Source organism: Gordonia sp. HS-NH1 (assembly GCF_001418765.1).
Lineage (GTDB): Bacteria > Actinomycetota > Actinomycetes > Mycobacteriales > Mycobacteriaceae > Gordonia.
Map to the genome: position 1 here is coordinate 1 of NZ_LIYC01000006.1, position 13649 is coordinate 13649.

Below are 13649 nucleotides of genomic sequence, written 5' to 3' on the forward strand. Positions count from 1 at the left end.
GAAACGCCGGGAGGGATCAGATTCGCCGATCCCGAGAACGGTGGAGACCGTCAGACCCGCGAGCGGATGACCGGCGGAGTCGGTCTCGCGGACTGCTCGCCCAACCGAAGTGAAGATGTCGTAGCAGTACGCGTCGCCGGGGTGTCGTAGTCCGGCATAACGTTCCGGGTCTTTGGCGGCGAGGCCCTGCGGGGCGCCGGTCGCCACGCCGACCGAACCCGCCCCGCCCTCGACGCCGACGAACTGTGCCGACACGCCCACCCACGCGTGGCCCGCGCGGACGAGCTCGGCCGCCACATAGGAGTATTCGGGCGCGGCGTCGGCGCCGCTGCTGACGTTCAGCCACTCGACGACCACGCAGCCGCTGAAGGCCGCGGCCTCCGTCGGGCGTCGGACGACGATCCGGGTCGTGAACTCGGCGGTGGGCGCGCCGGTGTCACCGACGACCGGGTCGGCGGCCCCCGAAGCCGCGTACTCGGTGTCGGTGTAACCGGCCGCGGTGAGGTCGGGTAAGGGTGAGGCGCTCAGCAACGAACACCCGTTTCCACCGCGGAGGACACGGAATCGCATGGCCTGACTCACTTCTTCTTCCGATGCTGCTTGATCACCTCACCGAACATGAAGTGCATCTTGGTGCCCTGCGGCCAGCCGACGTAATAGCACAGGAAGAGGCTGATCTCCTCGAGCTGTTCGGGAGTGAGCTCGCCGTTCCCGAGCGCGGCGCCGGCCTGGATCTCGGCGACGTCGATGTTGTTGCTCGCGGCGAGCGCACCGAGCAGGAGCAATCGGCGATCGCGGTTGGACAGACCGTCGCGCGCCCAGACGTTGCCGAACACCTGGTCGGCGGTGTGCGCGAAGTAATCGCCCGGGCCGTCGCTCACCTCCCAGCCGTAGACCTCGGACATCTTCGCGAGTCCGCGCCTGCGCACCTCGTCGGGTGCGTCGCCGGAGATGTCGGATCGGGTCATGCTGGTTCTCCTTCGAGGTGGGGGACACCGAGCCCGGCGGCCAGATTCCGCAACGCGAGCTGCCCGAGAGGCAGATCGACACCGAGTTCTTCACCGAGAGCGAGTGCGAGCGTGAGGTCCTTCTCCCCCAGGGTACGGACGCCGGTGAGGATTCCGTACCAGGGATCGTCGGCCGCGACCGGAGCGGTGGTGTCACGCAACATGATCGCCCCGGGCCCACCGGTCACGGTGTCGGAGTGCCGGACCACCTTGCCGAGCTTGGCGATGTCGATGCCGGCGGCCTCGGCCAGTCGCGCGGCCTCGGTGGTCGCGGTGAACGAGATGAAGTGGAGGAGGTTGCGCGCCAGCTTCATCCGGGTGCCCGAGCCGACCTCGGGTCCCGCGTGGACGAGCATGTCGGCGGTGAGCGCGAACGGTTCCTTCAGTTTCTCGTACGCCTCACGTGGCCCGCCGACCATGATCGCGAGCCGGCCCGACGCCGCACCCATCGCGCCACCGGAGATGGGGGCGTCGAGCAATGTCACCTCGCGCGCCGCGCATTGTTCGGCGAGTTCGGCGGCGGTCTCCGGCGCGATCGTCGAGTGGACGGTGATGATGGTGCCCGGGCGAGCCTTGGACAGCAGGCCGTCCGGCCCGGCGACCACCGATCGGACCTGGGCGTCGTCGAGGACGCAGATGCCGATGATGTCGGCCGACGCGGCGAGATCGGCGAGCGAACCCGCGGCCGCGGCCCCCTTCTCGACGACCTTCGCGATGGCCTCGGACGAGAGGTCGAACACCGTCAGACCGCCGCGCCAGGCGGCCAGACTCCCGGCCATCGGACCACCGATGTTGCCGAGTCCGACATATCCCAGCCGAATCGGGTCCGGCCGGCCAGGCGTCGATTCGCTCATGAGCGGATGACCTGGCCGCCGTCGACGTTGAAGATCTGCCCGGTGATCCACCCGGCTTCGTCGGACAGGAGAAACAGGCACATGCCGACGAGATCCTCCGGCGTGCCGAAACGCTTCAGCGGCAGACGATTCACGATGTCGGCGACCATCTCCTTGGGTGTCGTGGTCCGAGTCGCCTCGGTGTCGATGGGCCCGGGGGCGATCGCGTTGACGCGGATGTTCTGCCCGCCGAGTTCGGTGGCGAGCTGCTGTGTCAGACCGTTCACCCCGACCTTGGCCAGACCGTAGAAGCCGCTGTACAGCCACGCGGCGGTGGAGGACTGGTTGACGATGGCGCCACCACCATTGGTCATGTGCGGGTAGACCGCCCGGGTCACGTTGAGCGCGCCGTCGAGGTTCACGCTCATGAACTTCTTGTAGTAGTCCCAGGGCACGGTGATGAGGAAGTCGAGTTTCATCCCGCCGTAGATCGCCGCGTTGTTGACCAGGCCGTCGACCGAGCCGTAGGCGTCGACGGTGGCCGCGGCGAGCGCCTTCGCCGAATCCTCCTCGGCGACATCGGTGTTGACGTACAGTCCGCCGATGTCGGCCGCGACCTGCTTGCCCTTGTCGTCGGCGAGGTCGGCGACCACGACGTTCGCGCCCTCGGCGGCGAGCCCGCGGGCGTACGCCTCACCGATCCCTCCTGCCGCGCCGGTGACGATGATGGTCTTGTTCTCGAAACGCTTGGAACTCATTGTCCTGCTTTCTGTGTGGTCAGTGTTCTGTTCCCTGAGGTGCGAGGAGCGATAGCGGGGGCTTCTCTGTTCCCTGAGGTGCGAGGAGCGATAGCGGGGGCTTCTCTGTTCCCTGAGGTGCGAGGAGCGATAGCCGCCGGGCCGAGCAAGCGACGAAGGAGCGCGTCGAGGTCGACGAGCCTCGAAGGGTCACGCCGGACGCGCGACGGCCTTGGTCTCCAGGTACTCCTCGAAACCGGCGACTCCCATCTCGCGGCCGATGCCCGACTGTTTGAAGCCGCCGAACGGGACATCGGCGGAGTACCAGATGCCGCCGTTGACACCCATCGTCCCGGTGCGTACTCCGTTGACGACCTTGTTGATCCGCTCCTCGTCGGACCCGTAGACCATGCCGGACAGGCCGTACGGCGAGTCGTTGGCGATGCGGATCGCGTCGTCGTCGCCGTCGTGGGGAATGATCACCAGCACCGGACCGAAGATCTCCTCCTGCGCGACTCGCGCCGAGTTGTCCAGGCCCGAGATCAGGGTCGGCTCGACGAAGTAGCCGGCGGGCTTGTCGGCGGGACGTCCGCCACCGATCTCGATGGTGCCGCCCTCGCTGGTGGCGAGTTCGATGTAGGACTCGATGCGCTGACGCTGCCGGGCGGAGATGACCGGTCCGCAGATGGTGCCGCCGTCGGTGGGGTCTCCGGCGGGCAGGCCGGCCATCGCGTCGCGGGTGGCGGAGATCGCCTCGTCGAGTCTGCTGCGCGGCACCACCAGGCGCGTGGTGATGGCGCACCCCTGACCGGCATGGGTGACGACGTTGAATGCGGCCATGGCGCAGGCAGATCCGATGTCGGCATCGTCGAGGACGATGAAGGCCGACTTGCCGCCCAGCTCCAGGAACACCTTCTTGAGCGACTCGGACGCGGCGGCCATCACCTTCTTGCCGGTCGCGGTGGAGCCGGTGAACGACACCAGGTCGACGCGGGGGTCGGTGCTGAGCTGGGCGCCGAGCTGGTGGTCGGTCGAGGTGACGATGTTGAGTACACCGGGCGGGAAGTCCGTCTCCTCGGCGACGACCCGGCCGACGAGCGCGGCACACCACGGGGTGTCGGGTGCGGGCTTGAGCACGACCGTGCACCCGGCGGCCAGGGCGGGGCCGATCTTGGCGAAGTTGATCTGGTGCGGGAAGTTCCACGGCGTGATCGCGCCGACGACGCCCACGGCCTCCGAGCGCAGCTCGCGATGGTTCTTGAGGCCCATGGGTTTGGCGGTGCCGAGGTCACGGGTCCACTCGTAGCTCTCGGCGAGGTCGGCGAAATAGCCGAGATCGGTGACCGGTCCCTCGAACTGCGGGCCGTGGGTGAGGAAGGACGGGCAACCCACCTCGGCGATGGTGAGTTCGCGGAGCTCGTCACCGTGGGCGAGCAGGGCGTCGCGCAGCTGACGGAGACAACGGGCGCGGAAGGCGTGGTCGCGCGACCAGTCGGTGGTGTCGAAGGCGGTGCGTGCGGCCGTGATGGCGGCGTCCATGTCGGCCGAGGTGGCGTCGGCCGCCTGCCCGATGACCTCCTCAGTCGCGGGATTGACGACGTCGAAGACGCCACCGCTCCCGGGGGTGAGTTTGCCGTCGATCAACAGATCCGACGCGGATTCGGGGCGAAGAGGCATGAGCTGGAACTCCATCTGGACAGGTGTCTGGACTCGCGTTCAAAGCTAGTGTAGCGTGGCTCACATGTCCAGCCCCGTGTCTCAGGAATCCACTCGCCGCAGGCTGACCCAGCAGCAGGCGGAAACGGTCACCCGCCTCACCGATGCCGCAGTCGATGTGCTGAACGCTGAGGGTTTCGACGGTCTCACCGTGCGGACGGTGGCCAAGATCGCCGGGGTCGCGCCGGCCACCGCCTACACCTACTTCTCGTCGAAGAGTCACCTGGTCGCCGAGGTGTTCTGGCGTCGCCTCTCGGCCGGCGTGCTGGAACCGGATCCCGCTGCGCCACGGAGCGAGCGCGTCGCGCAGGTGCTCCGCGAGGTCGCACTGGTCGTGGCCGGCGAGGGGCAACTGGGCGGTGCGGTGACGGTGGCCCTGCTGGGCAGTGATCCCGACGTCGAACACCTGCGCGTGCGGATCGGCGCTTTCATCCGACGTCGCCTCGCCGCGGCACTCGAAGAGGACCCGGAGAATCCGGGCCCGCTCCTGGACACCCTGGAGATGATCTACTCCGGCGGCCTGGTCTACGCCGGCATGGGGCACATGACCTACGAGCAGACCTCCGAACGTCTTGTCGCAGCCGCACATCTACTGATGGAGAAGTGATGACCGAATCGACGACGGTGTCGGGGATGGAGCACGAACTCCCCTTCGACCCGTATGCCTATGGTTTCCACGAGGATCCGTACCCCACCTATCACCGCCTCCGGACGGAATCGCCGGTGTACTACCACAGCGGGATGGACTTCTGGGCACTGGCCGGACATGCCGACGTCCGTGCGGCTTTCCGTGACACACAACGACTCTCGAACAGCTGGGGCGTGTCGATGGACCCCTCGGCGTACGGTCCCGACGCACACAAGTCGATGTCCTTCCTCGCCATGGACGACCCCAAACACATGCGCATCCGCAAACTGGTCTCCAAGGGTTTCACTCCTCGCCGGGTCAACGAACTCACCGGCCGGATCACCGCCCTCACGCACCAGCACTGGAGCAAGTGTCTCGACAAGGGGGAGTTCGACTTCGTCCACGACTTCGCCGCGCTGCTCCCGATGGACGTGGTGTCCGAGCTGCTGGGTGTCCCCGAGGCCGATCGCACCAGGCTGCGCCATCAGTCCGACCTGCTCCTCCACCGCGAGGACGGCGACCTCGACCTTCCCGAGGCGGCGGTCTACGCCTACATCGAACTGCACAACTACTATTCGGAGCTCATCGCCGACCGCCGCAAGAACCCCGGCGAGGATCTGGTCTCGGCCCTCATCGCGGCCGAGATCGACGACGACGAGACCGGCGAGAAGACACGGCTCACCGAGGACGAGATCGTCGGCTTCATGGTCCTGATGGTGGTGGCGGGCAACGAGACCACGACCAAACTCCTTGCCAACGCCCTGTATTGGGGCTGGCGCAATCCCGACGAACTCGCGAAGGTCTTCGCCGACCCGGAGGTCGTCGTCCCGGACTGGACCGAGGAGACGTTGCGCTACGACAACTCGACGCAGATCGTCGTGCGACGGGTGGTCGAGGACGCCCCGTACGGCGACTTCGTGATCCCGGCGGGCGATCGCGTGCTCCTCCTCGTCGGTTCGGCGAATCGCGACGTCGAGGTGTTCGGCGCCGATGCCGACCGGTACGAGATCGGCCGCGACTGCGGCCAGGCCCTGATGAGCTTCGGGCTGGGAGCGCACTTCTGTCTCGGTGCGCACCTCGCACGCCTGGAGGCGAACATCGGCCTGACCGAGGTCGTCAAATCGATCCGGGCGGTGGACATCGACGCCGACAAGGCGGTCCGGGTCCATTCGGTGAACGTGCGCGGCTTCGCCGAACTCCCGGTGAAGGTGACGGTGCGCTGATGGCCTTCCGTCCCCATCCCGAGCGGCGACCGGTCCTCGTCGCCGGCGCGTCGTCGGGCATCGGTGCCGCCACCGCCGAATTCCTCTCCACCGCCGGCCATCCCGTCGCCCTCGCGGCCCGCCGGGTGGACAAGCTGCAGGAACTGGCCGACACGATCACGGCGCGGGGCGGCGAGGCCGTCGCGGTGCCGTTGGACGTCACCGACGAACAGTCCGTGCTCGACTGCGTGGCGAAGGCCGAGGCCGCTCTGGGGCCGCTGGAGATCGTCGTCGCCGGCGCCGGCGACCTCGCGGTCGGGCTCTCCTATGAGACCGGGACCGACCATTTCGCCGACCAGATCAACATCCATCTCACCGGCGCCTACCGGATCTACCGCGCGGTCATCGGTGGCATGATCGACCGCGCCCGAGGTGATTTCGTGTTCATCGGGTCCGATGTGGCGATTCATCCGCGGCCCTGGTCGTCGGCGTATGTCGCCGCGAAATCCGGTATCGACGGGCTCGTTGCGACCATTCAGCTCGAACTTGAGGGCACCGGTGTGCGGGCCGGGGTCGTCCGCCCCGGGCAGACGCTCACCGGCATGGGGATGAACCTCGATCCGACGACGACCGAACACATGCTCAACGACTGGATCACACACGGTCTGGCCCGCCACGGCAATTTCCTCTCGCCCGAACACATCGCGCAGGCCGTCGCGGCCATGGTGTCCATGCCGCGCGGCGCGCACATGCGATCGGTCGAGGTGGAGGCCGAAGGCGCGGTCAGCGACAAGAAACGACAGGCAGCACAGGAGAAGGGGACGGACAAATGACCGCCATCACCGAATCAGGCCTGAGGCAACCGAATCGCGTCTCGGGTGGCGAGGGCGAACACGGACATCTCGACGAACTCGCGACCGACCCGATCTCGCTGTTCTGGCGCGTCCGCGAGGAGTGCGGGGACGTCGGCATGTTCCAGCTCGCCGATCGGGAGGTGGTGCTGGTCTCGGGGTCGGCCGCGAACGAGGAGTTCTTCCGCGCGCCCGAGGAGGATCTCGACCAGGCCGCCGCCTACCCGTTCATGACGCCGGTCTTCGGCGAAGGCGTCGTGTTCGACACGAGCCCCGAGGAGCGGTCCAAGGCGATCCACAACTCGGCGCTCAAGGGCGCACACATGAAGCAGCACGCGGTGACCATCCCGAACGAGGTCGAGCGGATCATCGCGGGGTGGGGTGACGAGGGGGAGATCGATCTCCTCGACTTCTTCGCCGAGCTGACTCTCTACACGTCGTCGTCGTGCCTCATCGGGCGGAAGTTCCGGGAGCGGCTCAACGGGCACATCGCGCACCTGTTCCACGACCTGGAGAAGGGCACGGACCCGATCGCGTACGTGGACTACAAGGCCGACATCGAGAGCTTCCGCAAACGTGACGAGGCCCGGGCCGAGCTGGTCGAGTTCATCCAGGGCGTGATGGACGAGCGGATCGCGAATCCGACCGAGGACAAGGAAGATCGCGACCTGATGGACGTCCTGGTCCAGGTCGGATTCGACGCGAACACCGTCACCGGCATGTTCATCTCGATGATGTTCGCCGGCCACCACACGACGTCGGGCACCGCCGCGTGGACTCTCATCGAACTGTTGCGCAACCCCGACTACATGCGACGGGTGTACGACGAGCTCGACGAGATCTACGGCGAGACGCCGCCCGGAGAACGTCCGGAGTACACCTTCGCGCACACCCGTCAGATGCCGCAGCTCGAGAACGCACTCAAAGAGGCGCTTCGGTTGCACCCACCGCTGATCATCCTCATGCGAGTGGTGCAGAACGACTTCCACGTCGAGGACTTCGAGGTCAAGGCCGGGCAGTCGATCGCCGTCTCGCCGGCGATCTCCAACCGGCTGCCCGAGGACTTCCCCGGCGCAGACAGCTTCGACCCGGACCGCTACGACAAGCCGCGGCAGGAGGACCTGGTCAACCGGTGGACCTGGATTCCCTTCGGCGCCGGCCGTCACCGTTGCGTCGGCGCGCAATTCGCGATCATGCAGTTGAAGGCGATCTTCTCGGTGCTCTTCCAGAACTACGAGTTCGAGATGCTGCAGCCCCCGGAGAGCTACCGCAACGACCACTCGAAGATGGTGGTCCAACTGCAGCAGCCCTGCCGCGTCGCCTATCGCAAGCGTCAGGACGCCTGATGCGCGTCGAGGTGGACCTGGACCTCTGCCAGGGGCATGGGATGTGCGAGCTCGAGGCGCCTGAGGTCTTCGCCGCGCACACCGACCATGTCGAGATCCTCGACGCGACCCCCGACGAATCCCAGCGCGCCGAGGTCGAGGCCGGCGTGCACTACTGCCCGACGCAAGCCCTCCGGATCATCGAGGGCTGAGTTCTGAACACGTCGCCCTCGCAATACCAGAACGACCGAATGAAGGTGGAAGACATGTCTTTTGACCGTGCGGAACTCGACGAGATGAAGGAGCGGTGGCTCGCCGCCAACATCGAGGCCGAGAAAGCCGGGGACTGGAAAACCCTGGCCGACTTCTACACCGAGGACGCCACCTACGGGTGGAACTACGGCCCTGAGAAGGATTTCATGGCCGTGGGTCGCGAGGAGATCCGCGAGCTCGCCCTCGGCCAGGAAATGGAAGGCCTGCAGGGGTGGGAATATCCCTACCAGGCGTGGGTGATCGACGACCAGACCGGTGACATGATCGGACTCTGGAAGCAGATCTACGAGGGCACGCGCGAGGACGGCAGCCATTACGCACTCGAGGGTATCCAGGGCAGCTGGTTCAAGTACGGCGGGAACTTCCAGTTCCGCTGGCAGCGCGACTTCTTCGACTACGGGAACGTGTCGGCGCTGTTCATCGAGATGATGAAGAACAACGCGATGAGCGAGCCGATGCTGAAGCGGGTGGAGAAGTCGGCGCCGGGAAACCTGCCGGGGTGGTACGACTTCGGCAAGGCCCCGGTCAAGTTCTGGTGACCTGAGATGACTTTTACAGCCCCGGCCTACCAAGGCCTGAGTCAGGATCAGCTCGCCGTTCTCGTACCCGAACTGCTGCTGTCGGGTCAGATGATCGACCGCAGCGGAATGGCTCACCTCATCAGTGCCTTCGGCCGGGACGTGATGGGCAAGGTCGCCATCGAGGAGTGGATGGCGGCGAGCCCGGTCTACACGCACCGGATGCGCACCGCCCTCGGGATCGACGGCGACGGCGTCGAGGACATGTTCAAGTGCCTCCAGCTCGACATCGGCGCGCCACCACAGTTCATGGACTTCCGGTACCGCATCGACGACGAGTACCACGGTTCGTTCGTCCTCGATCACTGCGGCGCATTGCTCGACGTCGAACCTCTCGGTGACGACTACGTGACGACCATGTGCCATGACATCGAGGACCCCACCTTCGACGCGACGGCCATCGCCACCAATCGGCGGGCGCGGATCCGGCCGGTCCATCGGCCACCGCGCCGGCCGGTCGATCGAACGCCGCACTGCGAGTGGACGGTCACGATCGAGCCGGATCGTGACGAGTTGCCCCTGCCACCGGACTCCGTGGACATGTTCGGCACCCGGGCCGGGCAGCTGGTCCTGTCGCCGATCGACACCACGGAGACCGACGGCTGGGTCGACTACCGCGGCCCGCTCGTCGAGGACCTCCAGTTCGCGGAATGGTCGACGTCGGCCCTCGTCCGCGTCGCCGAAGAGGTTGCGCTGCAACACCAGTTGCTGTCGCTGGGCTTCCTCGTCAGTCTGCGCAGGTCCGCCGAGAGCGAGGCGCAGGTCACCGAGATCTTCCGCAAGCAGTTGACCGGCATCGCCGGGCTCGCCGCCGACCGGATTCGCGTCGCGCTCGGATTGTCCGCCGACGCCGCAGGTCTCGCCGGGGTACTCGCCCTGCACCCGTGCTTCGGCCCGGTCCAGTACACGGGACTGACCGCCGAGGCCGACGGGGACACCGTCGTCGTCCGCATCCCGCAAGAATCCGATGCGATGACCGACGGCGGCTGGGTGTCGATCCTGGACGCCGATCACGTCGAGCCGCTCCAGGCCGCGGCCACCGCCGTCGACCCGTATCTCGCAGTCGCGGATGCGACGGAGGCAGGCGGCGATCTGGTCGTCCGGATCGTCAAGACGGACAGTCCGCGAAAGGAATACGGCGAGGTGGCCGTCGCACGATTCAGCGGGGGAGCGAGTTTCGAGTTCGTCGACCGCGGGCGGTCGATCCCGATCACGCCGGTGGGCAGCTCGGCGTGACCTCCGGCGGTGGCTGGTCACCCGGCGGCGCTGGACTCGGGGGCCGGGTCGCCGTGGTCGCCGGGGCCACGCGGGGCATCGGTCTCGCGGTCTCGTACGCGCTGGCCGGCCAGGGGGTCTCGGTCGTGGTCAACGGACGCGACCCGCAGGCGGTCGCCGACACGGTCGCCGAGATCCGCGGGGGCGGGGGTTACGCCGTGGGCGTCCCCGGCTCCGCGGGTGACGACGGAGTGGCCCAGACGATGGTCGAGACGGCACTGGCGGAATTCGGTGCCCTCGACATCGCCATCAACTGTGCCGGGATCGCCGAACCGTCCGGTTCGACGGTCCTCACGATCTCCCCGGACGAGTTCCGTGCCCAGGTCGACGCCCACCTGATGAGTGCGTTCCACCTGCTGCAAGCTGCCGGGCGGGTGTTCGTCGAGCAGGGTTCCGGGTCAATCGTCCTGACCGGTTCGGCAGCGTCACTCGGAATGTTCGGCGGTAGTGGGTACCCCGCCGCCAAGGGCGGTGTCAATGCGCTCGCTCTCGCCGCGGCCGCCGACCTTCGGGACCACCGGGTGCGTGTCAACGTGGTGATGCCCGGTGCGAAGTCGCGGTTGTCCTCCGGTGAGGACTACATCGCCCATATCGAAGGACTCCATCGCCGCGGGATACTCGACGACCTCACGCGCGACGCTGCTCTCGATCCCGCCCCACCCGAGTACGTCGCGCCGCTGTACGTGTTCCTGGCCGGTGACGCGGCCGAACACATCACCGGTGAGATCTTCAGTGCTGCCGGTGGATTCATCGGCCGCTTCGAGTCGCAGCAGGCGAGCTTCGTGGCCTACCGCGACCACAAGGACACCTCGCCCTACAGCCTCGACGAGCTCGCCGGCATCCTGGCCGGGCCTGCCTCGCCCTGAGCGGGTCGCGTCACCCATTCTCTGAGGAGCGAGCGGTGACCCCGCACTCTGAGGAGCTAGCGGTGACCCCTTTCGCTCCCTGAGGAGCGAGCTTGCGAGTGTCACGAAGGGTCTTGGCGAGTCGGGTTGCGAAGACCCTTCGTGACGCGCCCTCCGCAAGCTCCGGGCGCTCCTCAGGGAGCGGGAAGCAGGTCGTTCTTTCGGATTAGGGAGCGGTGGGGTTGTCGCTTGCGGTTCTCGCACCTCAGGGTTGCCGGTTCAAACAGCGCGGCGCGCGACGCGGCGTTCGAGCCAGAACCGGGCACCGTCGGCGATGGCCTCGGTCACCGGGCGTGGTTGCCAACCGAGGTCGCGTTCGGCCTTGCCGTGGTCCATCTCGGACATGAAGTGCATCAACCGGACCGAGGGGATCGTCAACTGCACCGGCTTGCGGGTCAGCGCCGCCCACGTGGAACCCACTGCCCCGAAGGTGTAGAGCGCGGCGCGATTGAGAACCAGACGCGGGGCCGGCCGGCCTGCGGTCGCGGCTGCGATGGACACGATCTCACCGGTGTCGATGAATCTCTCGGAGACGATGTAGCGTTCGCCGACCTCGCCGCGGTCCGCGGCGAGGAGGAGCGCGTGCGCGGCGTCGTCGATGCCGACCGACTCGGCGCGACAACCGCGAACGGTGAACGGCAACCTGCCAAGCGCCGCGCCCGCCACGAACGCACCGTGCGGGGTGGGTTGCCAGTCGCCGGGGCCGTAGGTGTTGGCGACGCACATCGCGACCGCGGGCACCGCGCCGTCCTGCGCTCGGTTCACCACCAGGTCTTCGGCGGCCACGCGGCTCTTCACATACTCAGGAGCCCGCGCGGCCCAGTTGAACTCGTCGTCCTCGGTCGCTTGACGGCCGTCCACCCGGCCGATGGTAGCCGCGGTGCTGGTGAACACGAACTTCCGCAGTGGCGTCCGAGCCGCGACGTCGAGCACCGAGCGCAGGGCCTCGACATTCGTCCGGTACAGCGGTGTGGGGTCGCGCAGCCACGCGCGCGTGTCGACTGCACAATGGAACACCACGTCGCACCCGTTCATCGCTCGCGCGACCGCGTCGGCGTCGAAGAGGTCGCCCGTCACGTGGTCGATGCCGAGGCCGGCCAGGGTACGGAGGTCGCTGGTGGGTCGTGTCAGCACTCGCACCTCGTCACCCGCGTCCACGAGCTGCCGCACGAGACGGGAACCCAGAAACCCGTTGCCTCCGATGACGAGTGACGGCACGGTTCAGAGTCCTCCGGGCGCGAGGTCGTCGATCGCCGCCGCGCTCCGGGACAGCATCGCGTCGAACATCGCGTTGCCCCGCTCGGTCGGTTGCGCCGCCGCGGAGCCGAACACGATGATCAGCGGCGCCTGGATGAGGTTTCCGACGTAGTCGTCCCAGCATTCGTCGAGCGTGTAACCGCTCACGCCTGCGATCGTCAGTGCTCGATGGTACGAGGCGACGATGCCGCGCTCGTGTCGGCGCCGATCGTCGGTGTTCAGACTGGTACTCAGGAGAAAGGCGATGTCGCGCAACGGGTTACCGGTCGTGATCGTCTGCCAGTCGATCACCGTGACCTCCCCGGAGGGTCCGAACAGGACGTTGTCCACGCGGAGGTCGCCGTGGATCAGGGTGGCGTTGTCCAGCGGGGCGACCAGCCACTCACCGGCCTCGCGGACGAGCCAGTCGACGGCCGCCGACGACGGGCCGTCGGGGGAGAAGCGTTCGCGGTAGACCTCGGCCATCGGGGCGAGGATCGATTCCATCACCTCCCGGTCGGCGTCGGTGGGCAACGGCATGTCGGCCAGGAGGGTCGGATCGTTCCATCGGGGAGCGTGCAGGCCGGCGGCCGCGACGGCGATCGACTCGGCCTGCGCCGGTGTGCAGCCGGCGATCTGGTCACCCTGCACAGCGGCGCCCATGTCCTCGAGCAGGAGAACGAACTCGGTGCCCGGATCAGAGATCGTCGCGGCGAAGCAGGTGGGTATGGGGACAGTGAACGAGGAGGCGAGGTCGCGGTAGAACCGCACCTCGTTGCGGAACACCCCGGATCCGAACTCGCGCTGGTCCGGTGTTCCGGTGGCGAGTTTCGCGATGACCGTGTCGGGCAACGCCGCTGCGTTCTCGTGGTCGAGATGCAGTCGATACGACCCGGCCATCTGCCCGGTGCCGACCGGCTCGGTCCGGACCGAGCCGATGTGGACGTCGTGTCCGTTGGCGACGAGAAACGCGGTCAACCACTCCGGGCTGAGTTCGTCTACGCGGGTGGGGATTCCGACGGTGTCCGGCACGGTCACGCCCTTTCGGTTCAGCGGTACGGATCGGGCCGATGTGACCGGGCT

The 13649-nt window shown here is 67.3% G+C and carries 15 protein-coding genes; 8 read left to right on the forward strand and 7 right to left on the reverse strand.

What is annotated here, in order from left to right:
• The 5 genes from AMD30_RS06570 to AMD30_RS06590 form a co-directional block, all read right to left on the reverse strand.
• Positions 1–570, reverse strand: a 570-nt coding sequence (locus tag AMD30_RS06570) for an alpha/beta hydrolase domain-containing protein (protein ID WP_269432754.1), incomplete at its 3' end; no start/stop codon positions are given.
• 8 nt (positions 571–578) lie between these two features.
• Positions 579–968 (reverse strand): carboxymuconolactone decarboxylase family protein, encoded by a 390-nt coding sequence (locus AMD30_RS06575; RefSeq protein ID WP_010840537.1) that lies wholly within the window; start codon positions 966–968, stop codon positions 579–581.
• A complete protein-coding gene (locus AMD30_RS06580; RefSeq protein WP_055475123.1) occupies positions 965–1861 on the reverse strand; it encodes an NAD(P)-dependent oxidoreductase in 897 nt (298 codons plus the stop codon). Before AMD30_RS06580 ends, AMD30_RS06575 begins: the two co-directional genes overlap by 4 nt.
• Entirely contained in the window at positions 1858–2598 is a 741-nt protein-coding gene (locus AMD30_RS06585) for an SDR family oxidoreductase (protein WP_055475124.1), read from the reverse strand. Before AMD30_RS06585 ends, AMD30_RS06580 begins: the two co-directional genes overlap by 4 nt.
• Before the next feature lie 189 nt (positions 2599–2787).
• Positions 2788–4254, reverse strand: a complete 1467-nt coding sequence (locus tag AMD30_RS06590; RefSeq protein WP_055475156.1) for an aldehyde dehydrogenase — start codon at positions 4252–4254, stop codon at positions 2788–2790.
• A 64-nt stretch (positions 4255–4318) separates the two neighbouring features.
• Here AMD30_RS06590 and AMD30_RS06595 point away from each other — a divergent pair, with 64 nt between their 5' ends.
• From AMD30_RS06595 to AMD30_RS06630, 8 genes are read left to right on the forward strand one after another with little or no spacing between them, the layout of a single operon-like run.
• The gene (locus AMD30_RS06595; RefSeq protein ID WP_035716876.1) at positions 4319–4900 is read left to right on the forward strand and encodes a TetR/AcrR family transcriptional regulator; all 582 of its coding nucleotides are present in this window, start codon (positions 4319–4321) and stop codon (positions 4898–4900) included.
• A complete protein-coding gene (locus AMD30_RS06600) occupies positions 4900–6144 on the forward strand; it encodes a cytochrome P450 (RefSeq protein WP_010840532.1) in 1245 nt (414 codons plus the stop codon). Before AMD30_RS06595 ends, AMD30_RS06600 begins: the two co-directional genes overlap by 1 nt.
• Positions 6144–6956, forward strand: a complete 813-nt coding sequence (locus tag AMD30_RS06605; protein ID WP_055475125.1) for an SDR family oxidoreductase — start codon at positions 6144–6146, stop codon at positions 6954–6956. The genes AMD30_RS06600 and AMD30_RS06605 overlap by 1 nt, the downstream gene beginning before the upstream one ends.
• On the forward strand, positions 6953–8320 hold the full coding sequence (locus AMD30_RS06610; protein WP_010840530.1) for a cytochrome P450: 1368 nt from the start codon (positions 6953–6955) through the stop codon (positions 8318–8320). Before AMD30_RS06605 ends, AMD30_RS06610 begins: the two co-directional genes overlap by 4 nt.
• The gene (locus tag AMD30_RS06615) at positions 8320–8511 is read left to right on the forward strand and encodes a ferredoxin (protein WP_004022803.1); all 192 of its coding nucleotides are present in this window, start codon (positions 8320–8322) and stop codon (positions 8509–8511) included. The genes AMD30_RS06610 and AMD30_RS06615 overlap by 1 nt, the downstream gene beginning before the upstream one ends.
• A gap of 54 nt (positions 8512–8565) precedes the next feature.
• Positions 8566–9111, forward strand: coding sequence for a nuclear transport factor 2 family protein (locus AMD30_RS06620; RefSeq protein WP_055475157.1), 546 nt, complete (start codon positions 8566–8568; stop codon positions 9109–9111).
• Positions 9112–9117: 6 nt separating this feature from the next.
• Positions 9118–10386 (forward strand): hypothetical protein, encoded by a 1269-nt coding sequence (locus AMD30_RS06625; protein WP_055475126.1) that lies wholly within the window; start codon positions 9118–9120, stop codon positions 10384–10386.
• Positions 10383–11291 (forward strand): SDR family NAD(P)-dependent oxidoreductase, encoded by a 909-nt coding sequence (locus AMD30_RS06630; protein WP_055475127.1) that lies wholly within the window; start codon positions 10383–10385, stop codon positions 11289–11291. The genes AMD30_RS06625 and AMD30_RS06630 overlap by 4 nt, the downstream gene beginning before the upstream one ends.
• Before the next feature lie 258 nt (positions 11292–11549).
• On the opposite strand, the gene AMD30_RS06635 is transcribed toward AMD30_RS06630, so the two are convergent.
• Both AMD30_RS06635 and AMD30_RS06640 read right to left on the reverse strand, forming a co-directional pair.
• Positions 11550–12548, reverse strand: coding sequence for an NAD-dependent epimerase/dehydratase family protein (locus AMD30_RS06635; RefSeq protein ID WP_055475128.1), 999 nt, complete (start codon positions 12546–12548; stop codon positions 11550–11552).
• Positions 12549–12551: 3 nt separating this feature from the next.
• On the reverse strand, positions 12552–13604 hold the full coding sequence (locus AMD30_RS06640) for a phosphotransferase (RefSeq protein WP_055475129.1): 1053 nt from the start codon (positions 13602–13604) through the stop codon (positions 12552–12554).
• Positions 13605–13649 lie beyond the last annotated feature (45 nt).

Excerpts from the sequence above, each read along its gene's own strand:
- AMD30_RS06575 (WP_010840537.1), bottom strand. The coding sequence starts at position 968 with ATGACCCGATCCGACATCTCCGGCGACGCACCCGACGAGGTGCGCAGG.
- AMD30_RS06580 (WP_055475123.1), bottom strand. The coding sequence starts at position 1,861 with ATGAGCGAATCGACGCCTGGCCGGCCGGACCCGATTCGGCTGGGATAT.
- AMD30_RS06585 (WP_055475124.1), bottom strand. The coding sequence starts at position 2,598 with ATGAGTTCCAAGCGTTTCGAGAACAAGACCATCATCGTCACCGGCGCG.
- AMD30_RS06590 (WP_055475156.1), bottom strand. The coding sequence starts at position 4,254 with ATGCCTCTTCGCCCCGAATCCGCGTCGGATCTGTTGATCGACGGCAAA.
- AMD30_RS06595 (WP_035716876.1), top strand. The coding sequence starts at position 4,319 with ATGTCCAGCCCCGTGTCTCAGGAATCCACTCGCCGCAGGCTGACCCAG.
- AMD30_RS06600 (WP_010840532.1), top strand. The coding sequence starts at position 4,900 with ATGACCGAATCGACGACGGTGTCGGGGATGGAGCACGAACTCCCCTTC.
- AMD30_RS06605 (WP_055475125.1), top strand. The coding sequence starts at position 6,144 with ATGGCCTTCCGTCCCCATCCCGAGCGGCGACCGGTCCTCGTCGCCGGC.
- AMD30_RS06610 (WP_010840530.1), top strand. The coding sequence starts at position 6,953 with ATGACCGCCATCACCGAATCAGGCCTGAGGCAACCGAATCGCGTCTCG.
- AMD30_RS06615 (WP_004022803.1), top strand. The coding sequence starts at position 8,320 with ATGCGCGTCGAGGTGGACCTGGACCTCTGCCAGGGGCATGGGATGTGC.
- AMD30_RS06620 (WP_055475157.1), top strand. The coding sequence starts at position 8,566 with ATGTCTTTTGACCGTGCGGAACTCGACGAGATGAAGGAGCGGTGGCTC.
- AMD30_RS06625 (WP_055475126.1), top strand. The coding sequence starts at position 9,118 with ATGACTTTTACAGCCCCGGCCTACCAAGGCCTGAGTCAGGATCAGCTC.